Annotated in this window: 17 protein-coding genes and 1 pseudogene; 11 read left to right on the top strand and 7 right to left on the bottom strand. The window is 69.8% G+C overall.

All coding sequences use genetic code 11. The features are described from left to right. Positions 1-150: 150 nt before the first annotated feature. From ACFVYF_RS19575 to ACFVYF_RS19560, 4 genes are all read left to right on the top strand, one after another. Positions 151-780 carry a TetR/AcrR family transcriptional regulator gene (locus tag ACFVYF_RS19575; protein ID WP_389456875.1) on the top strand — a complete coding sequence of 210 codons (630 nt, stop codon included), beginning with the start codon at positions 151-153 and terminating at the stop codon, positions 778-780. Positions 781-908: 128 nt separating this feature from the next. Beyond that, entirely contained in the window at positions 909-1,784 is an 876-nt protein-coding gene (locus tag ACFVYF_RS19570; protein ID WP_389456873.1) for an enoyl-CoA hydratase-related protein, read from the top strand. Beyond that, the gene (locus ACFVYF_RS19565) at positions 1,781-2,932 is read left to right on the top strand and encodes an acyl-CoA dehydrogenase family protein (protein WP_389456871.1); all 1,152 of its coding nucleotides are present in this window, start codon (positions 1,781-1,783) and stop codon (positions 2,930-2,932) included. Before ACFVYF_RS19570 ends, ACFVYF_RS19565 begins: the two co-directional genes overlap by 4 nt. Positions 2,933-2,956: 24 nt before the next feature. Further along, positions 2,957-3,811, top strand: coding sequence for a crotonase/enoyl-CoA hydratase family protein (locus ACFVYF_RS19560; protein ID WP_389456869.1), 855 nt, complete (start codon positions 2,957-2,959; stop codon positions 3,809-3,811). A gap of 66 nt (positions 3,812-3,877) precedes the next feature. Here ACFVYF_RS19560 and ACFVYF_RS19555 read toward each other — a convergent pair whose 3' ends face one another. Further along, complete coding sequence (locus ACFVYF_RS19555; RefSeq protein ID WP_389456867.1) at positions 3,878-4,966, bottom strand: lipocalin-like domain-containing protein; 1,089 nt, start codon at positions 4,964-4,966, stop codon at positions 3,878-3,880. Positions 4,967-4,996: 30 nt separating this feature from the next. Between ACFVYF_RS19555 and ACFVYF_RS19550 the strand changes: the two are divergent. Then, positions 4,997-5,386 (top strand): annotated as a pseudogene (locus tag ACFVYF_RS19550) (helix-turn-helix domain-containing protein); the annotation flags it as partial. Positions 5,387-5,985: 599 nt separating this feature from the next. Here the strand turns inward: ACFVYF_RS19550 and ACFVYF_RS19545 are convergent. Next, the gene (locus ACFVYF_RS19545) at positions 5,986-6,609 is read right to left on the bottom strand and encodes a TetR/AcrR family transcriptional regulator (protein WP_389456865.1); all 624 of its coding nucleotides are present in this window, start codon (positions 6,607-6,609) and stop codon (positions 5,986-5,988) included. A gap of 311 nt (positions 6,610-6,920) precedes the next feature. Here ACFVYF_RS19545 and ACFVYF_RS19540 point away from each other — a divergent pair, with 311 nt between their 5' ends. Beyond that, positions 6,921-7,844 (top strand): enoyl-CoA hydratase-related protein, encoded by a 924-nt coding sequence (locus ACFVYF_RS19540; protein WP_389456863.1) that lies wholly within the window; start codon positions 6,921-6,923, stop codon positions 7,842-7,844. Positions 7,845-7,987: 143 nt separating this feature from the next. Here the strand turns inward: ACFVYF_RS19540 and ACFVYF_RS19535 are convergent, their stop codons facing one another. After that, positions 7,988-9,541 (bottom strand): long-chain-fatty-acid--CoA ligase, encoded by a 1,554-nt coding sequence (locus ACFVYF_RS19535; RefSeq protein WP_389456861.1) that lies wholly within the window; start codon positions 9,539-9,541, stop codon positions 7,988-7,990. Positions 9,542-10,082: 541 nt separating this feature from the next. Here ACFVYF_RS19535 and ACFVYF_RS19530 point away from each other — a divergent pair. Beyond that, positions 10,083-10,556, top strand: coding sequence for a PaaI family thioesterase (locus tag ACFVYF_RS19530; protein ID WP_389457253.1), 474 nt, complete (start codon positions 10,083-10,085; stop codon positions 10,554-10,556). A gap of 50 nt (positions 10,557-10,606) precedes the next feature. On the opposite strand, the gene ACFVYF_RS19525 is transcribed toward ACFVYF_RS19530, so the two are convergent. Genes ACFVYF_RS19525 through ACFVYF_RS19515 form a run of 3 tightly spaced genes read right to left on the bottom strand, consistent with a single transcriptional unit; the run spans position 10,607 to position 13,784 of the window. Further along, positions 10,607-11,779 carry a thiolase family protein gene (locus ACFVYF_RS19525; RefSeq protein WP_389456859.1) on the bottom strand — a complete coding sequence of 391 codons (1,173 nt, stop codon included), beginning with the start codon at positions 11,777-11,779 and terminating at the stop codon, positions 10,607-10,609. 51 nt (positions 11,780-11,830) lie between these two features. Further along, positions 11,831-12,589 carry a 3-hydroxyacyl-CoA dehydrogenase gene (locus tag ACFVYF_RS19520; protein WP_389456858.1) on the bottom strand — a complete coding sequence of 253 codons (759 nt, stop codon included), beginning with the start codon at positions 12,587-12,589 and terminating at the stop codon, positions 11,831-11,833. Between the two features lie 37 nt (positions 12,590-12,626). Then, the gene (locus ACFVYF_RS19515) at positions 12,627-13,784 is read right to left on the bottom strand and encodes an acyl-CoA dehydrogenase family protein (RefSeq protein WP_389456856.1); all 1,158 of its coding nucleotides are present in this window, start codon (positions 13,782-13,784) and stop codon (positions 12,627-12,629) included. Positions 13,785-13,958: 174 nt separating this feature from the next. Here ACFVYF_RS19515 and ACFVYF_RS19510 point away from each other — a divergent pair, with 174 nt between their 5' ends. Then, the gene (locus ACFVYF_RS19510) at positions 13,959-14,798 is read left to right on the top strand and encodes an SDR family oxidoreductase (RefSeq protein ID WP_389456854.1); all 840 of its coding nucleotides are present in this window, start codon (positions 13,959-13,961) and stop codon (positions 14,796-14,798) included. A 57-nt stretch (positions 14,799-14,855) separates the two neighbouring features. Here ACFVYF_RS19510 and ACFVYF_RS19505 read toward each other — a convergent pair whose 3' ends face one another. Then, complete coding sequence (locus ACFVYF_RS19505) at positions 14,856-15,623, bottom strand: crotonase/enoyl-CoA hydratase family protein (protein ID WP_389456853.1); 768 nt, start codon at positions 15,621-15,623, stop codon at positions 14,856-14,858. Positions 15,624-15,924: 301 nt separating this feature from the next. Between ACFVYF_RS19505 and ACFVYF_RS19500 the strand changes: the two genes are divergently transcribed. The 3 genes from ACFVYF_RS19500 to ACFVYF_RS19490 all read left to right on the top strand — a co-directional run bounded on the left by ACFVYF_RS19500 (position 15,925) and on the right by ACFVYF_RS19490 (position 19,589). Next, a complete protein-coding gene (locus ACFVYF_RS19500) occupies positions 15,925-16,920 on the top strand; it encodes a DUF3068 domain-containing protein (RefSeq protein WP_389456851.1) in 996 nt (331 codons plus the stop codon). Positions 16,921-17,059: 139 nt separating this feature from the next. Further along, entirely contained in the window at positions 17,060-17,722 is a 663-nt protein-coding gene (locus tag ACFVYF_RS19495) for a TetR/AcrR family transcriptional regulator (protein WP_389456850.1), read from the top strand. 424 nt (positions 17,723-18,146) lie between these two features. Next, positions 18,147-19,589 carry an aldehyde dehydrogenase gene (locus tag ACFVYF_RS19490; RefSeq protein WP_389456848.1) on the top strand — a complete coding sequence of 481 codons (1,443 nt, stop codon included), beginning with the start codon at positions 18,147-18,149 and terminating at the stop codon, positions 19,587-19,589. Positions 19,590-19,595 lie beyond the last annotated feature (6 nt).

The raw sequence follows: 19,595 nt of genomic DNA, 5'->3' as shown, positions 1-19,595 counted from the left end.
CACTCAACCTGGACGATTTAATTGTCACCTGTCAAGGGGGAGGAGCCGAGTTATTGACGCTTCGCCAACAAGGATTCGAGCGTACGCTGCCTAAAATGGCGCGCCGCACCGGACCCCGCCCCGTCGGCACCCGAGTCAGTGAGGACAGACATGAGCGCTGAGCCGAGACTGAGGCAGAGGCTCGAGCCGGACGTGCGCAGGGCGCAGATCATGGCGGTGGCCCGCCGGCTGTTCGGCGAGAACGCCTACGACGCGGTGTCCACCACGGACATCGCGCGGGAGGCCGAAGTCGCGCGCGGGCTGGTCAACCACTACTTCGAAAGCAAGCGGGGCCTGTACCTGGCGGTGATCCGCCAGATGGTGACGGCACCGGCGCCGGTCGCCGACAATCTGCCCAACTCCACGGTGGAGCGGCGCATCACCATCATCATCGACCGCTGGCTCGACGTGGTGGAGCGCAATGCCCCGATGTGGCTGACCGCCATCGGCAGCGACGCCGTCGGCCGCGACTCCGAGATCGACGAGATCCTCTTCGAGGGCGACGAGATCGCCACGGACTGGGTGCTCGAGGCCGCCCGTCTCACCGGCGCGGTCGACGGACGGGAGGAGCTCAGGGCGGTGGTCCGGTCCTTCGGCAGCATGGTGCGGGCGGCTTCCAGGGAGTGGCTGGCCCGCGGGACACTGACCCGCAGCGACCTGCACGTCCTGCTCACCGACACCCTGCTGCACCTGCTCCAGGTCACCTTCCCGGCACTGCACACCTCCCGCGAGCAGCCGTGAGCGCCGGCGTCCGATGACGCCGGATCCGCCCCCCTCGCACAGCCTCCTCGGCACCCGCTGCCGAGCACTATTGACACTCCGCCAATAGCTTGACCATGCTGAGGGGTATGAGCATGCGGAGGAGTGCCATGGAGTACACCCAGATCGGCTACGGAGTCAGTGAGCGCATCGCAACGGTGACGCTCGACCGCCCCGAGGCCCGCAACGGCTACACGATCACCATGGCCGACGAGGCGGCCCACGCGCTCCGGGCGGCGGGCGCCGACGACGACGTACGCGTCATCGTCCTCACCGGCGCGGGCGCCGACTTCTGCGTCGGGGCCGACCTGAGCGGCGGAAGTCTCGGCGTCACGGAGACCGACGACCCCGTGTCCACGTCGGCCTGGACCGAGCCCGCGACCCGGGTCACCCGGCTGCTCTACCGCAGCGACAAGCCGGTCATCGCCGCGATCCGCGGCGCCGCGGTCGGCGTCGGCTCCACGATGATCCTTCCGGCCGACTACCGGATCGCCGCGGCCGACAGCAGGTTCGGCTTCGTCTTCGCCCGCCGCGGCATCTATCCCGAGGGCGGCTCGACCTGGTTCCTGCCCCGGCTCGTCGGCATGGGCCGGGCACTGGACTGGATGCTCAGCGGCCGGCTGATCCCGGCCGCCGAGGCCCTCGAAGCCGGGCTCGTGACCGCCGTACACCCCTCCGAGGACGTCCTCGACAAGGCGTACGACCTCGCCCGCGAGCTGATCGCGAAGACGGCCCCGGTGTCGGCCGCCGTCATCCGCCAGGCCCTCTACCGGATGAGTGCCCTGGACTCCCCCGAGCCCGCCTTCGACCTGGACTCACAGCTCATCGCGAGCTGCGCGCACAGCGCCGACGCGGTGGAGGGTGTCCTGTCCTTCCTGGAGCGCCGCCCGCCCGCGTTCCAGGGCCACGTCACCAAGGACCAGCCGGACTTCCTGCCCTGGCACAGCGCCACCGGCACGCGTCCCGAATCACCGGAGGAAGCATGACCGCCGTACGCCCCCGTTGGAGCGACGATGAACTCGAAGCGGCGCGGGACCTGGCGCGCACCTACTTCGAGAAGGAGGTCGCGCCCCACGAGGAGAAGCACGCGGCCCAGGGGCACCCGGACAAGTCCCTGTACGTCCGCGCGGGAACACTGGGCCTGCTCGGCATGTCCATCCCCGAGGTGTACGGCGGAGGCGGCGGTACTTTCGCGCATCTGGCCATGCTGATCCAGGAGCAGATTCGCAGCGGCGGCGGAAGCATGGGCTTCGCCGTGAGCGAGGGCATCGTCGCGCACTATCTCCTCGCCTACGCCACCGAGGAGCAGAAGCAGCGCTGGCTGCCGAAGATGTGCAGCGGTGAGTGGGTCGGGTCGATCGCCATGACCGAACCGGGCACCGGCTCCGACCTGCAGGCGATCGCCACCCGCGCGGAGCGGGTGGGCGACGAGTACGTCGTCTCCGGCGCCAAGACGTTCATCTCCAACGGCCACCTGTGCGACCTGTTGATCATCGCCGCCAAGACGGACCCCTCGCAGGGCGCCGCCGGCATCTCCCTGCTGGTAGCCGAAGTGGGCGACGACACCCCCGGCTTCACCCGCGGCCGGATCCTGAAGAAGGTCGGCCAGAAGGGCCAGGACACCACCGAGCTGTTCTTCGACGAACTGCGCATCCCCGCGGACCAGGTGCTCGGCGGCCAAGAGGGCCTCGGCTTCTACCAGTTGATGGAACAACTGCCGCAGGAGCGCCTGATCACGGCGGTCATCGCACAGGCGCTCACCGAACGGGCCGTGGCGGTCACCGTCGACTACACCAAGGAGCGCCAGGCCTTCGGACGCCCCCTGTTCGGACTGCAGAACACCCGCTTCGAGCTCGCCGAGTGCGCCACCATCGCCCGCGTCAACGGCGTCTTCCTCGACGACTGCATCGAGCGGCATCTGCGCGGCGAACTCGACGCCACCACCGCGTCCATGGCCAAGTACTGGATCACCGACCGCACCGGCGAGGTCGTCGACCGCTGCCAGCAGCTCTTCGGCGGGTACGGCTACTGCCTGGAGTACCCCATCGCCGTCATGTACGCGGACAACCGGGTTCTCCGCATCCTGGCCGGGGCCAATGAAGTGATGAAGGAACTCATCGCCCGCTCACTCTGATCCGTGAAGGGACGGCAGCCACCCGTGGACACCGAAACGGCCACCCTGGAACAACTGGCCGGCGGCCTCAAGGCGTTCGACCTCTCCGTGGACGGTCACATCGCCGAGGTGATTCTGCTCGGACCCGGACCGCGCAACGCGATGGGGATCGACTTCTGGCGCGAACTCCCCCTCGTCTTCGCGGCGTTGGACTCCGCCCCTGAGGTCCGGGCCGTCGTGCTGCGAGGCAGCGGCGCGGACTTCAGCTCCGGTCTCGACCTGCGCGAGATGACGCCGCTGTGGGCCGATGCCCTGGGCTCCGGAGCCCAGGCGGGTCCACGGACGGAGTTCATGCGCGAGATCCAGCGGCTCCAGGCGGCCATCACCTCGGTCGCCGCCTGCCGCAAGCCCGTGGTGGCCGCGGTCGCGGGCTGGTGCGTCGGCGGCGGCGTGGACCTGATCAGCGCGGCGGATGTACGCCTCGCCAGTGCCAACGCCAGGTTCAGCATCCGCGAGGTACGGCTGGCGATCGTCGCCGATGTCGGCAGCCTGCACCGCCTCTCCGGCGTGGTCGGCGAGGGGCACCTGCGTGAACTCTCCCTGACAGGACGGGACTTCGATGCCCGCGAGGCCGAGAGGATCGGGCTCGTCAACCGGGTCCACGCCGACCGGGATGCCCTGCTGACCGCGGCCCGTGAGGTGGCCGCCGAGATCGCGGCAAACCCGCCTCTGGCCGTACAGGGCACCAAACAGATCCTCAACGAAGGCCGCGAGGACCGCATCGCCAGGGGCCTGCGTCACGTCGCCGCCTGGAACGCCGCTTTCCTGCCCAGCGAGGACCTGACGGAGGCCATGAACGCCTTCGTCGAACGCCGCCCGGGTCGCTACGAGGGCAGGTGACCGGCACCCACCACCGGCGACTGATCCGGCGCTCCCCGGCACATCTTCGATGCTCGCTCGGTCACATCAGAGCGTCTTGCCGAAGTACATGAGTTCCCACAGCGCATCGTCGGTGTGGCTGTCCACCAACGTGGTGCCCTGGAAGTGCTCGATGCGCAGTTCACCGGCGAAGCGGAGGTAGGCGCCGTCGAATCCGGCGAGTCTGGCGAGGGCCCTCTTGAGCCCCTTCATCTCGTCGGCGAGGTGGGCGGCCGTCAGGTCCCTGTGGCGGGTGAAGGTGACGACGTACCGCTCGTCACCGTCGGCGTAGGTGTAACGGGTGACGTTGCCGACCGGCTTGCCCGTGCCCTTGTCGGTGTACGGGCCGAGTTCCTCGAAGGTCACCTTGCTGTTGTCGTCAGCGATGAGCCGGCCGTCGCGGGCCAGCATGAACACCGGCAGCTCTGCGTACCCGTAGGCCTTCTCGGCGGTGATGTAGGAGGCGATCACCGAGTAGGGGCCGGCCGCGCCACGGGCCCAGTACCAGTGGTGCATGAGCTTGAACATCGGGGCGTTGCCCCAGTTGTGGTCGTGGTATCCGACACCGGTCGTGGTGCTGCTGTGCCCGTCGACGCTGTAGGTCACCTCGACCTTTCCCTGGGGCACGGACGGCAGCCAGGCGAAGTACTCGTCCTGCTCGCCGAAGAACCAGAATCCGGTTTCGGGCCGCCACGCGGGGACCTCGCCGGTCAGGGTGAGGTCGATGTCGATGCCTTCGACCCGGGTGCGAATGGTGTAGGTGTGCAGGTCACCGGCGAAGAGGTTGTCGCCGATGCGGACCTCGCAGCTGTCGGTGGCGGCGGAGAACGACGTGGCGTCCTGTTCGACCATCCTGCTGATCTGGGTGCCGTCGGGGAGTGTCAGATCGATGCGGATGAGCGGGCTCAGCGGCCTGCCGAGGTCGGCGAAGTCCTTGGTGTGGAAGACGACGACCAGCTTGGCGCCGTCGTCCAGGTGGGCGTCGAAGTACCACCACTCATACGTGCCTGGTCCGCCATCGGTACGCAGACCGTCTTCCCACGGCTTGACCGTACGGGGCTCCAGGCCCAGGCGGTCGTAGTCGTCAGGGGTGTGCGCCAGACGGGAGGGGACGGTGCTGGTGCTCGTGCGGGCCATGGATCACGCTCTTTCCTCGCGACACCGTTAATGGCCAGGTGTCCAATTGCTCTGAATCCAGAATGCACCCTTTGCCCGATTCAGGCAACAAGATCCTGCACTCAAGGCGTCCGCCGCACAGCAGGGCCGCCGCGTCGGTGCAGGCCGGAGGCTGTAAAACAGACAGCTGTAAAATTTGCTGTGTGCGCACGGAGAGCTTGCGCGCAGAAGGGGGCCGGCATGACCCAGCAGGAAGCGGCGGCGCCGCGCGGCCGGGGACGCCCTCGCGCAGGCGAAGAGCTCGACGACGAACCCCTGTTGCAGGCCGCCCTGGACGCCTTCGCGGAAGCCGGTTACGACGGCATGTCCGTCCGTGCCCTCAGCCGCCGCCTGGGTATCAGCCACGCCCTGCTCACGGCCCGCTTCGGCTCCAAGCAGGACCTGTGGTTCGCCGCCATGGAGCACGCCTGCACCCAGGCGGAACGGGTCTGGCGACAGGTCACCGAGACCCCCGCCGGGGACGATCTGGAGGCACTGCGCCAGGGCCTCGTACGCCAGGTGCTGTTCGCGGCCGCCTACCCCCAGGTGCTGCGCATCATGAACCACGAAGGAGCCATCGACAGTCCGCGCATCCGCTTCGTCATCGACCGCTTCGTCAATCCGCTGCGCCCCAGCGTCGAGCGCCTCCTCGACCGCCTCGTGGCAGCCGGTCGCATTCGCTCCGTGCCCTACACCACGCTGCACTACCTGATCACCAACGGTGGCGGGGCACAGTTCGCGCACCCCGTCGAAGCCGCGCTCCTCGGTGCCGCCACGGCCCCGACTCCGGCCCAGCTACGAGCTCACGCCGAAACCGTCGCCGACGTCCTCATCGCGGGCATCGTCACCTCGCCCGGCCGGGCCGGCCGCACCCCGGCAGAGCGACACCGCGGAGCCGGCCCCCCGGCGGACCGCCGCGCCCATTGCCCGGTCCCGGCCGGCCACCGCCGGATTGCGCGCTCGCCCCTGCCCTCCGCCCGGGCCTGGCCGGCGTCCCGGCGTCATGCCCCGCCGGAGCCCCGCGCCGGCCGCCTCGCCGCGCGCGGGCGGTACTCCACGATGACCAGCGCCAACGACACATACCGCTCGACGAGTTCTTCCACATCCACCGGGCCGTCCGCCCGGTACCACTGGGCGATGGCGTTGCACATGGCGATCACGGCACGACGGGCATCGTCGGGGTAAGGAGTGAGGAAGATGCCTTCGGCGACCCCGCTCTCGATGACCTCGCGGTACTGCTGCGAAGCGCGTTCCTCGTTCTTGCGGTAACGCTCGATGTGCTCGGGCTCCAGGCTTCGCCGCTCGCTCAGGACGATGGTGCTCTGGACGGGCTGGTTCGTACGGAACCGCACGGTCGCGGAGACGAGAGCCTCCAGACGCTCCGCCGGGTCGTCCCCGACGTCCGCCAAGGCTGCGTCACAGGCGTCGAAGTAGGCATCGAGCCCCTCGTCGAGAATCGCGACGAGCAGCTCCTGCTTGCCCTTGTAGTAGTAGTACAGGGCCGAGAGGCTCACCCCTGCCCGCTGGGCGATGTCACGGATCGACGTCGCCCCGTACCCCTGCTCGGAGAACTCCTGGCGAGCTGCCTCGATGATGGCTTTCTGGCCTGCGGGTCGAGCGGGCACGGGTTCTCCAATCTCCGGCATGGTCCCGGCTCCAGCGAACTGAGCGATCATTCGAACATCGCCGCCATGTCCCCCGATGCTACAGCGGCACGACCAGGGGCAATACACCGAACGATCAACCAGGCGCCGATACCCCCGCACTCCCGCACCGGCGTTGGCCCACGCCTGTCGCACGCGACAACAGTGACCTGCACCGCAAAGACCTTGTGGGCCCAGCTACCCTTAGCTAACGTTCGTTCAATTCCTGGCGCATCACCGAACCGGAGGCCCCCGCATGATTCCTGGGCCCCCGACCGCACGAAGGGTCCCCCATGAGTGAGCAGCCCCGCGAGCCGAGCACGCCCGGCGGCTACGAGCAGATCACGTACGCCGTGGCGGACCGCGTCGCCACGGTCACCCTCAACCGGCCGGAGGCCCGCAACGGTTACACCCTGCGGATGGCCGAGGAGATCTCTGCCGCGCTGCACGCCGCCGAGGCCGACTCGGCCGTACGCGTGATCGTGCTGACGGGCGCGGGACAGAACTTCTGCGTCGGCGCCGACCTTTCGGGCGGCGGAGGCGCGGAGGGACAGGAGCGGAGCTTCTCGGCGAACGCCGACGCCCGGACGCTCGCCGAGGTCGCGGCGGGAACGTACCAGGAGCCGGCGGGTCTGGTCACCCGGGTGATGTACGCGATGAACAAGCCGGTGATCGCGGCTGTGCGCGGCGCGGCCGTCGGTGTCGGCTCGACCATGCTCCTGCCCGCCGACTACCGGCTCGCCTCCGTCGACTGCAGGTTCGGCTTCCCCTTCAGCCGTCGGGGCATCGTGCCGGAGGGAGCGTCGGTATGGTTCCTGCCGAGGCTGGTGGGCACGGGCACGGCCCTGGACTGGCTGGTGTCGGGGCGCCTCGTCGCCGCGGACGAGGCGTTGCGGGCGGGACTCGTCAACAGCCTGCACGAACCGGACAAGGTGCTGGAGGCCGCGTACGACCTCGCCGCCGAACTGGTCGCACACACCGCCCCGGTGTCCGTCGCGATCATCCGGCAGATGGTGTACCGCATGGCGTGGGCGGACTCTCCCGAGCAGACGCACCGGCTGGACTCACGGCTGGTCTTCGACACGGTGCGCGGGGCGGACGCGGTGGAAGGCGTGAAGTCGTTCTTCGAGCGCAGGGAGCCCCACTTCCCCGGGCGGGTGCCGGAGGACCTGCCGGACTACTTGCCCTGGCGCGCCGGCGAACAGGCACGCGACTGAGCGTCGCCGGTGCACGGGGTGCGCGCCGGCCTCCCCGCGGCCGCGAACCCCGTTGAGGCACATGACTGGGGACCGGGCCTCCACTCGGTGCACGGGGCGGCGCGGCCGTGATGCCCGCCGCCCGGCCGCCGTACCCGCCGCCGTCAGCTCACGTCGGAGTCTCCGCCCGTCAGGCCCCTCTTCAACACGTGCTTGAGGACCTTTCCACTGGGATTGCGCGGCAGGTCGTCGACGAAGTGGATGATGCGGGGCCGCTTGTACGAGGCGATCCTGGGCCGGGTGAAGTCGATCAGCTCGTCCTCGCTGGTGTCACGGGCGCCGGCGTTCAGGACGACCGCGGCGGTGACCGCTTCGCCCCACTGCTCGTCGGGTGTGCCGAAGACGGCGACGTCACTGACGGCCGGGTGCTCGGCGAGCGCCGACTCCACCTCGATGGGGTACACGTTCTCGCCCCCGGTGATCACCATGTCCTTGATCCGGTCGGTGATGAACAGGTAGCCCTCCTCGTCGAGATACCCGGCGTCCCCGGTACGCAGCCAGCCCTCCTGCGTGAACAGCCGCGCGTTGTCCTCGGGCCGCTTCCAGTAGCCGGGGGTGACGTGGTGGGACCGGGTCAGGATCTCCCCCACGGTGCCGTCCGGGACCGGCTTCCCGGTGATCAGGTCGGCGATGACGACCTCGGCGCCGGGGCAGGCGTTGCCGGCCGAGCGCAGCAGGTGCGCGCGCGGACCGTCGGGGTCGTGGTCGGCGGGCAGCAGCCGGGTGACGGATCCGGTCGTCTCCGTCTGCCCGTACCTCTGGGAGAAGTGGCAGCCGAAGACCTCCATGGAGCGCCGCAGCAGGCTGGGGGTGATCGGCGAGGCTCCATACACGATCAACTGCAGTGCGGAGAAGTCCCGTTCGCGGATGTCGGGCAGCTGTGTGAGCATCTGCAGCACCGCGGGGACGAAGAGGACGTGCGTGACGCGTTCACTCTCCAGCACGTCCACGACGCGTTGCGGCACCAGGTCGGGCAGCGTCACCGTGTGGGCGCCGGCGCTCAGCGCGCTGGCCAGCCAGCCGGTGCCCGCGATGTGGAAGACGGGCAGCACGTTCAGTGAAACGCTGTCCTCGCTCCAGCCCGCCTCGGTGGTCTCGGTCTCCCCCGCGTACACGTTCGCGAGCGTCAACTGAACGCCCTTGGGCAGACCGGTGGTTCCCGAGGTGTAGAGCTGAAGGAAGACCGTGTCCGCGTCGGCCTCGCCGCCGCGCCCCGGGTCGCCGTCCGGTGCGGCCTCCAGCCAGGACTCGTACGCGGACGCGCCGGGTGCGGGTTCTCCGGCGGTGACCAACGGCAGTTCCGGCATCGCGGCCCGCGCTCCGGCCTGGAACTCCTCCTGCGCGATGACCATCCGGAGCCCGGCGTCGAGCGCGACGGCGCGGAGCTCGGGTTCGGCCAGCCGCCAGTTCAGCGGGGTTGCGACGAGTCCGGACTTGGCGCAGGCCAGCAGCAGTTCCGCCGACATCCGGCCCGGGCGCACCAGGAAACCCACCCGGGCCCCGGCCTCCAGACCCTCGGCGAGCAGAGCCTGGGCGATCTTGTTGCTCCGGGAGTCCAGTGCCGCGTAGGTCAGGGTCTGCCCGGCTTCGGTGATGGCCGGCGCATCCGGTCGCAGCACCGCGTGGCGGCGAACAGAGTCGGGCAGCAACGGACCCATGAGGTTCCTCCAACATGCGGCTTCGGCAAAGGTCTTGGGGTGGGGAGCTTCTGGGCAGGTGCGCTGCGGGATGCACGCGGCAGCTGCCACCGGACGGCATCACGGGACGGGACGGGCAACACGCTGGAGTCCTGCCGGCGCCATCCCTCTGGGACGCATGCCGAGGGGCCGTCCCTGACCCCTCGACATGACCGGGCGGTCATCCATGACGACGGAATCGAGAATTGTCGGGCACCGGTCCTCCTGTCAATGGGTTGAACGAACGTTCCGAATGAATGGAGGCGGGCCGAAGTGGATCAGCCGGGCAGCTTGCGGGGCAACCGGTCGGGGATCGGCCCGTTTGCACAGCGACTTCCACACCAGCACAAACCCGGGGCCGGGCCGGCTCCGGTGGACCTTGAAGGTACGACGGCCTGCTCCCGCCGGCCCTGACTTCTCAGCCTGCTATTCGAACGATCGATAAGCTATATTTGCCGAACCAATGCGCATGCCTTGACCCGGACCGGATCCGGCATGCGGCGCGACGTGTGAGGAGCAGGCCATCAGCAGCGAGAACACCTGGGGAACAGGCACCGGGCTCGATCGGATCCGTGCGATCGCCGAATCCCCTCACGCCCTCTATGCCCATCTCGGCCTGGAGTTCTCCGAGGTGGAGAAGGGGCGGGTCAAGCTGATCTGGAGGCCCACCGACGCCGTACGCAACCCTGCGGGAGTCGTGCACGGCGGCTACATCGCCACCGCGTTCGACGAGGTGTGCGGCGTCACGGCCATCAGCATCAGCAATCCCTCCACGCCCTATCTGACGATGAATCTGAACGTGGACTATCTGCGGCCCTTGTGGACGGGCGAGACCTACTCGGCCGTCGGCTCGGTACAGCAGAGCGGGTCCACACGCACCCTGGTACGCGCGGAGATCACCGACGCGGCGGGCCGGCTGTGCGCCCAGGCGACCTGCGCGTTCACTCCGAACCGCAGGCTCCTCGAGCACGCGGCCCGGGCGGGCGCCACCGCATAGCCGCGGAAAGGCGGACCTTGTCCGGTCCGCCCCGCCACGCCCCCGGTGGATCAGAGCAGTTCGAGGATGGTCGCGTTGGCCATGCCGCCGCCCTCGCACATCGACTGCAGGCCGTAGCGGATGCCGTGGTCCTTCATGTGATGCACGAGGGTCGTCATCAGCCGGGCGCCGGACGCCCCGAGCGGGTGGCCCAGAGCCATCGCCCCGCCGTTGGGGTTCATTCGCTCGTAGTCGGCGCCGGTCTGCCGCTGCCAGCCGAGTGACACCGAGGCGAACGCCTCGTTGATCTCGTAGGCGCCGATGTCGCCGATGGACAGCCCCGACCGCTCGAAGACCTTCCGCGTCGCCGGGATCGGGCCCTTGAGCATCGTGATCGGGTCGACGCCGGTGACAACGCCCGTATGGAAGCGGGCGATTGGCGTCCATCCGTTGCGAACCGCGATCTCGCTGGTGGTGACGAGCAGCGCGGAGGCACCGTCGGAGATCTGGGAGGCGTTGCCCGCGGAGATGGCCCCGTTCTCTCGGAACGGGGTCTTGAGGCTTCCCAGGGCCTCCAGGGTGCCACCGCGGCGGACGCCCTCGTCGGTGTCGACGACGCGCTCGACACCGTCGGCGTCGGTGACGGTCACCGGCGCGATCTGCTCCTTGAAGCGGCCCTCGTCGATCGCGCGGGCGGCGCGGGCGTGCGAGTCGAGGGCGTGCTGGTCCAGTTCCTCGCGGGTGAGGCCGAACTCCTCGGCGATCATCTCCGCGCCGATGCCCTGGTTGAACCGGTAGCCGTCGTAACGTCCGGCCACCAGCGGGCCGTACGGCGTGCCGAACTGGCCGTCCGCGCCAGTGGCTCCCATGGGTACCCGGGACATCATCTCGACGCCGCCCGCGACAGCGATGTCGTACTGCCCGGCGATGATGCCGGCGGCCGCCTGGTGCACGGCCTGCTGCGAGGAACCGCACTGGCGGTCGATGGTCAGGCCTGGCACGCTCTCCGGCCAGCCCGCGGCGAGGACCGCGTACCGGCCGACGCCCGCCGCCTGCTCGCCGACCTGGGACACGCAGCCCCAGATGACGTCGTCGACGGTGGCCGGGGCGAGGCCGTTGCGTTCGGCCAGGGCCTTGAGGACATGGGCGGACAGGTCCACCGGGTGGATACCGGAAAGGGCGCCGCCCGGCTTGCCCTTGCCGACCGGTGTACGAACGGCGTCGACGATGACTGCGTCACGCATCAGAACTCCTGCTGGTACGAGGGGACATGGCGGAAGAGGGCCCGCGCGGCGCTACTTCGGGGCCATGCGGATGGAGCCGTCCAGGCGGATGGTCTCGCCGTTCAGCATGGGGTTGGTGATGATCGCCTCGGCGAGCTGCGCGTACTCGGCCGGCCGGCCCAGGCGGCTCGGGTGCGGGACCTGCGCGCCGAGCGAATCACGCGCCGCCTGGGGCAGTTGGCCGAGGAGCGGGGTCTCGAACAGACCCGGCGCGATGGTCATCACCCGGATGTTCGCCTTGGCGAGGTCGCGGGCGATGGGCAGCGTCATCCCGACGATGCCGGCCTTCGAGGCGGAGTACGAGCACTGCCCGATCTGGCCGTCGAAGGCCGCCACCGAGGCGGTGTTGATGATGACGCCCCGGTCGCCGTCGAGGGGTTCGTTGCCGCTCATCTCCTGGGCGGCGAGACGGAGCACGTTGAACGTGCCGATCAGGTTGACCTCGACGATCCTGCGGAACTTGTCGAGGGGGTAGGGGCCGTCCTTGCCCGCGGTGCGCTGGGCGTCGCCGATGCCGGCGCAGTTGACGGTGATGCGCAGCGGGGCGAGCGCGACGGCGGCACGGACCGCGGCGGTGGCGTCGGTCTCGCTGGTGACGTCGCCCGGGACGAACGTGGCGCCGATCTCCTTGGCGACGGCCTCGCCGTCGGAGGAGGGCAGGTCGAAGATGACGACGTGCGCACCGTTCGCCGCGAGGCCCTCGGCGGTGGCCCGGCCGAGGCCCGAGGCGCCTCCGGTGATCAGGGCGGAGGAGCTGTTGTTGATCCGCATGGAATTCCCTCTCCTGGGGTGGGGGACTTGCCGGGTCTCAGAGGCCGAGCGACTTGGCGATGACGATCTTCATGACCTCGCTGGTGCCGCCGTAGATGCGGGAGACGCGGGCATCGGCGTACAGGCGGGCGATCGGGTACTCGTTGATGTACCCGTAACCGCCGTGCAGCTGAAGGCACTTGTCGATCACGCGGTCCGCGACCTCCGTGCAGAACAGCTTCGCCTTCGCGGCGTCCGCGATGGTGAGCTCGCCGGCGTCGTGGAGCTCCAGCGCGCGGTCGGCGAACAGGCGGGCCGCCTCGGCCTCGGTGGCGCACTCGGCGAGCACGAACTTGGTGTTCTGGAAGGAGGCGACCGGCTGACCGAAGACCGTCCGGTCCTTGACGTACCGGGTGGCGTGGCGCAACGCGGCCTCGGCCGCGGCGGCACTGCCCAGCGCGATGGCCAGGCGTTCCTGGGCGAGGTTGCGGGAGAGGTAGGAGAAGGCCTTGCCCTCCTCTCCGAGCAGGTTCTCGGCGGGCACCTTGACGTCGCTGAACGAGAGTTCAGCGGTATCCGTCGTCTTCAGGCCGATCTTGTCGAGCTTGCGGCCGACGGCGAAGCCCTCCGACGTGGTCTCCACGCACAGGATGGACAGCCCCGCCCGGCGGTCCTGCGGGTCGAACGGCGCGGTGCGCACGACGACCAGGATCAGGTCGGCGAGGACACCACCGGTGATGAAGGTCTTGGCGCCGTTGACCACGTAGTGCTTGCCGTCCTCGGTGAGCGTCGCGCGGCTGCTGATGTTCGCGAGGTCGGAGCCGGTGCTCGGTTCGGTCATCGCGATGGCGGTCATGATGTCGCCGCTCACGAATCCGGGCAGCCAGCGCTCCTTCTGCTCCTGGGTGGCGTACGCCATCAGGTACGGCAGGATCAGGTTCGAGTGCACCGCGTAGCCGCCGAAGGAGACGCCGGCGCGAGTCACCTCCTCCGTCACGACGGCCTGGTACTTGAAACTGGTCTCGCCCGCCCCGCCGAACTCCTGCGGCGCCTCGATCCCGAGCACGCCCAGCTTGCCGAGCCTGCGGTAGAAGTCACGCGGAGGGTGCCCCACTTGCTCCCACTCGTGGTGGACGGGCACGACCTCCTTCTCGATGAAGTCCCGCAGCGTCGCGCGGAACGCCTCGTGATCCTCGTTGAACACCGTACGGCGCACGGCAGCCTCTTCTCGTCTTGCCTGGATCTGCTCCGCCTGCTGTGGCCTGCGTCGCAGCGTCTTTGTCGAACGATCGTTAAGGTAGTTCGCAGCGCAGGACCTGTCCACGTTCAGAACAGGTGACCTGCTTCACGCGGGCCCTTTCGGCCCGCACCCCGAAAGGACCTCCTCTCCATGACCGGAGCACACTCCCCCCTGGCCGGGCGCACGGTGTTGATGTCGGGCGGCAGCCGCGGCATCGGACTGGCCATCGCACTGCGGGCCGCCCGCGACGGTGCGAACATCGCGCTGCTCGCCAAGACCGGCACACCCGATCCCCGGCTGCGCGGCACCGTGCACACCGCCGTCGGCGAGATAGAGGCGGCAGGCGGCAAGGCGCTGGGGATCGTCGGCGACGTACGCGAGGCGGCGGACGTGGAGCGCGCCGTGCGGTCCACCGTGGGGCGCTTCGGCGGCATCGACGTGGTCGTCAACAACGCGTCCGCGATCTCCTTGCACAACCCGGGTGAACTGCCCCTCAAGCGCTACGACTTGATGATGGACATCAACGTCCGCGGGACCTTCCTGCTCAGCTCGCTGGCCCTGCCCCACCTGCGCGAGTCCCCGCACGCGCACGTTCTGACGCTGTCGCCGCCGCTCAACCCCGACCGGCGCTGGCTGCGCGAGCACGCTCCCTACACGGTGAGCAAGTACGGAATGACCATGCTGACGCTGGGGATGGCCGAAGAGCACCGGGGCAGCGCCTTCTCCGCGAACTGCCTCTGGCCGGCCACCACGATCGTCACCGCGGCGACACTCAGCCTCGGCGGCGAGGAAGAGACCGTCAGGACCAGCCGCACGCCGCAGATCATGGCGGACGCGGCGTACGAGATCCTCACCCGGCCCGCCGGGCACACCAACGGGCAGACCTTCGTCGACGAGGACATCCTGCGCGCGGCAGGTGTGCGCGACTTCGACGGATACCGGACATCCCCGGGGAGCGCGGTGCCGCTGCGCAAGGACATCTTCCTCTGATCGCGGCAGGTGGCCGGACCGGCCCTCGAACCGTTGGCGAGGAGCCCCTCCCGTTGCTCATCGGCCGGTCCAGCGCGGCGCTCGCTTCTCCGCGAAGGCGCGGGGCCCCTCCTTGGCATCCTCGGAGGCGAACACAGGGCCGGTGATCGCCCGCATCCGCTCCCAGGCCTGGCCGGCGGGCCACTTCGGCGCCTCGGCCATGACCTGCTTGGTCACGCGTACGGCGAGTGGCCCGTTCCTGGAGATCGTCCGGGCGAGCTCCAGGGCTCCTTCCAGCGCGCCGCCCTTCTCGGTGATCCGATTGACGAGGCCGTAGGTGCGGGCAGTCTGCGCATCGAGGAAGTCGCCGGTCAGCGCGATCTCCATGGCGATCGCGTAGGGGATGCGCTGCGGCAGCCGCAGCAGCCCACCGGCCGCGGCGACGAGCCCGCGCTTGACCTCGGGGATGCCGAACCGGGCGTCCTGAGCGGCGACGGCCATGTCGCAGGCGAGCATCAGCTCGCACCCGCCGGCGAGTGCGTAGCCCTCCACTGCCGCGATCATCGGCTTGCGCGGCGGGGCCTCGGTCATCCCGGCGAGGCCGCGGCCCTCGATCGACGGATTCTCGCCCGCGAGGAACGCCTTGAGGTCCATCCCCGAGCAGAAGGAACCGCCGGCGCCCGTGATGACGCCGACGACCTGATCGTCCCGGCGGTCCATCTCGTCGAGCGCCGCGGCGATGCCCTCGGCCACCGCACGGTTGATGGCGTTGCGGGCCTCGGGACGGTTGATGGTGATGACGGTCGTGCCGTCATCGTGGAACTCGGCGAGTACTGCGTCGGACATGCTGGCTCCCGGTCTGGAGTGGGTGACGCCGATGGCGTGACGGAGGGCGGCCGACCTCGTCGCGTCCGCCGCCTAGTCAGGTGGACGAACATTCGTTAAGTTACGAGGCGCGATCTCCACCTGTCCAGCCTCCGTGGCCCTCAGCCGCACACTTCACGCGCCGCCGGTATGGACGCACCTCGCGATCCGGCGACGAACTCGCAGCAGAGCACGGCCAGTACGCCCTGCCGCACGGCCCGGCCGCCGCGGCCTGGGGCGAAGTGTGCTCTGCACCGGCTTCCTTTACCCACAAGGAGTACTTGTGCGCCGCCTTTCCCCCGTAGCGCTTTCGTGCCTGGGCGCAGGTGTGTTCCTGCTCGTCCTCGCCCCCATGCTCGCCTGGTACGTGACTCCCCGCGCCGAGGCCGCTCCCCTCGACATCGACGAAACCTCCGTCGTGACCGGGACCGGCGACTACTTCGACCTGCAGCGGGGGGTCGTGCAGCACGACCAGAAGATCACGGTCACGCGGCATGTCCGCGGCAACGTCGCCGCCGGCAGTGACGACACGGCCGTGTGGGACATGTCCACCACCATCGACACTCCGAGCACCCTCAAACTCCGTGACCCACGCCGTTCCTTCTCCTGGACGGTCGAGCGCTGGGTCAGCGACCGCCACACGGCCGAGCCCGTCCACTGCTGCGGCGAGTCCACCACCAGCAAGAACGGGGAGCCCTTGGGCGGACGGTACGAGGGAGAGGGCTATCTGAAGTTCCCCTTCCACGTCCAGCCACGCACCTACCGGTGGTGGGACGGCTCCCTCCAGGGCACCTACTCAATGCACTACGCCGGACCGGCCGAGGTCCACGGCTACCCGGGACTGAAGTTCACCGGCCGCATCCCGCCCACGAAGATCGACTCCCGCCTCGTCCCCGGCGCCCTGGTCGGACTGCCCGGTACTCCGCAGGTCAAGGCAGACGTCTACTACGGCAACAGCGACATCGAGTACGTCGTCGACCAGCGCACCGGGCGCTTCCTGTCCGCCAAGAGCTCACCGCGTCAGACGTTGCGGCGCCCCGGCTCCACCACCGACGCCCTCGTCCTCCTCTCCGTGCCGCAGGGCCTGGCGATGGGCCCGGCCGACCAGGCCGCCAACGTGGCCGGTGCCCGACGCGACAACGCCCGCCTGCGCCTGCTGGGAGTCACCGTGCCCATGGGTGCCGCGGCGGCCGGCCTGCTCCTGGCGGCTGTCGGGGCCTTCCGGTTGGCCCGCCCCAGCCGCCGAGGCCACCGCGAGGAGGCCACCGCCACCGCATGAACGCGGCGGTCGGCACATCACCCCGTCCAGCACCGCACGCGTGCGGGCGACCGGCGATCGACGCGCGTACAGCCGTGGTCGGTGCGCCTCGCCGGTCCTGGACCCGAGGCCGACCGGAGCTGCTGGCAAAATGGCCGTCATGTCAACCACGTCGGCGGGATCCGGGCGCGGGCGTCCGCCCGACCCCGACCTCCAGGCCAGGGTCTTCGCCGCGACGCTGGACCTGTACGCCGAGGTCGGCTGGGCCCGGTTCAGCCTCGATGTCCTGGCCCGCCGGGCGCGGGTGGGCAAGGCGGCCCTCTACAGCCGGTGGGGCAGCAAAGAGAAGCTGATCGTGGACGCCCTCGCCCACCGCGGCGAGAGCAGACCGGCGGTGGTGGACACCGGATCACTGCGCTCGGACCTTGTCGCCATGGCCCGTCTCATCCTCGAGGACCTGCTGGCCCACGACGGCCTGGTGGTGCTGCGCGCCCAGGTCGAGGCCAAGGTCTACCCCGACCTGTTCGGCCGCGAAATGGAGCGGGTGAACCGCTGGCGCGCGGCAGTCGGCCGGTCCATCGTGCTGCGAGCGATCGACCGCGGCGAACTCCCCCGGACGACGTCACCTGCCCTGATCCTCGACGCGGTGGCGGGCATCCTCACCAACCACGTCCTGTCGACGCCTGCCGACAGACTCGTGGACCTCGCCGGCACCGGCGATGCCTACACCGAGCACATCGTCGACTTCGTCCTGGCCGCCGCCCACTGCGGACCGGTCGGCCGGCATCCCCACGACGCCGGCACCGAAAGTACCTTTCTCTGACGCCAGGTGACGCCGCGGCAGGTCCCGCCGACCTCGCCGTCCAGCCAGCGCCCGCGCCGCCTTCCTACGGGCCCAACGGGTATCTGGCTTCCTGGTAGTTGGGGCTGTTCGCCGTCCCGTCCGAGTCCCCTCCCCGGCGCGTCCGGCGTGCAGCGGCGCAGGAGCAGGCTCATGTCGGCCTCGGCACCTTCTCGGCGCGGCACGGAAGATGCGGCCGCCCGGAAGGGATGATGCGCCGGCGACCGGCCGCCCGGGATTCGGAGCTCGCGGGTCGTCCGACCGCGTCGTGCGCGGAGTCTTGCCTTGATCGGGTCTTGTCTCTAGCGTGCCTACTTATCGGACGTTCAACGTCTGAAAGATCCTCGGCCGCATCACGCCGTACCCGCCCCGTCTTCCGGGCCGGGCGATCAGTGAGGAGTGCACCGTGCAGCACAGGTATGAGTCGCTGTTCATCGGCGGCCGATGGCGAAAGCCCGTCGGCACCGGGCGGATCGAGGTGACCTCGGCCTGCACCGAGGAGTCCCTCGGCAGCGTCCCGGAGGCCGCGGAAGGCGATATCGAACTCGCGGTGGCAGCGGCGCGCGAGGCGTTCGACGACCCGGCCGGATGGGCGAGTTGGAGCCAGGCCCGGCGTGGGGAGGCGCTGGAACGGTTCGCGGCGGCGCTGGCGAAGCGCGGTGAGGAGTTCGCCCGGCTGGTCAGCGGCCAGAACGGGATGCCGATCAGCATCGGCCGGATGACCGAAGCGCTGGCGGGACAGCTGCTCGTGCCCCTGTTCGCCGGACTGGCCGAGAGCACGTCGGCCGAGGAGACCCGGGCATCGCTGGTCGGCGGCAGCACGGTCGTCCGGCGCGAGCCGGTCGGTGTGGTGGCCGCGATCGTGCCGTGGAACTTCCCGCAGTCGCTGACGTTCTTCAAGCTCGCACCGGCCCTGGCCGCCGGATGCACCGTGATCCTCAAGCCCGCGCCGGAGACGGTCCTGGACGCGTTCCTGCTCGCCGAGGCGGTGGAGGAGGCCGAACTGCCGCCGGGCGTGGTCAACATCGTGCCGGCCGGCCGGGAGGCCGGGGCCTTCCTGGTCCGGCATCCGGGGGTGGACAAGGTCGCTTTCACCGGGTCGACCGACGCCGGGCGGAAGGTGGCCGCGGAGTGCGGTCGGCTGCTGCGGCCGGTGACCCTGGAGCTCGGCGGCAAGTCCGCGGCCATCGTCCTGGACGACGCCGACCTCGCCGGGCAGCTTCCCGCCTTCTTTTCCGCGACGCTGCTCAACAACGGACAGACCTGCTATCTCGGCACCCGGATCCTCGCGCCGCGCAGTCAGTACGGCACGGTCGTCGACGTGTTGACGGGATGGGCGTCCTCCCTCCAGATCGGTGACCCGCTGGACGAGGCCACCCAGATCGGCCCGTTGGTGTCGCGGCGGCAACGCGACCGGGTCGAGGGGTACATCGCCAAGGGCCTTGCCGAGGGAGCCAGGATCACCACCGGCGGCGGCCGGCCCGCGGACCGGGACCGCGGCTGGTTCGTCCAGCCGACGATCTTCGCCGACGTGGACAACTCCGCGACCATCGCCCGCGAGGAGATCTTCGGCCCGGTCCTTTCGGTGATCGCGTACGACGATGTCGACCAGGCGGTGGCGATCGCCAACGACTCGGACTACGGCCTCGCCGGGAGCGTATGGACCGCCGACCGCGAGCGCGGCCTGGCCGTCGCCCGACGGATCCGGACGGGCAGCATCGGGGTCAACGGATACACGCTGGACCCGGGTTCGCCGTTCGGTGGTGTCAAGGCCAGCGGCCTGGGCTGTGAACTCGGCCCCGAAGGCCTGGCCGCCTTCCAGCAGTTGAAGTCGGTCTATCTCCCCTAGCGCGAG

The organism is Streptomyces sp. NPDC058274 (genome assembly GCF_042881375.1).
Taxonomy (GTDB): Bacteria; Actinomycetota; Actinomycetes; order Streptomycetales; family Streptomycetaceae; genus Streptomyces.
This window is presented reverse-complemented; position numbering and strand designations above follow the sequence as displayed.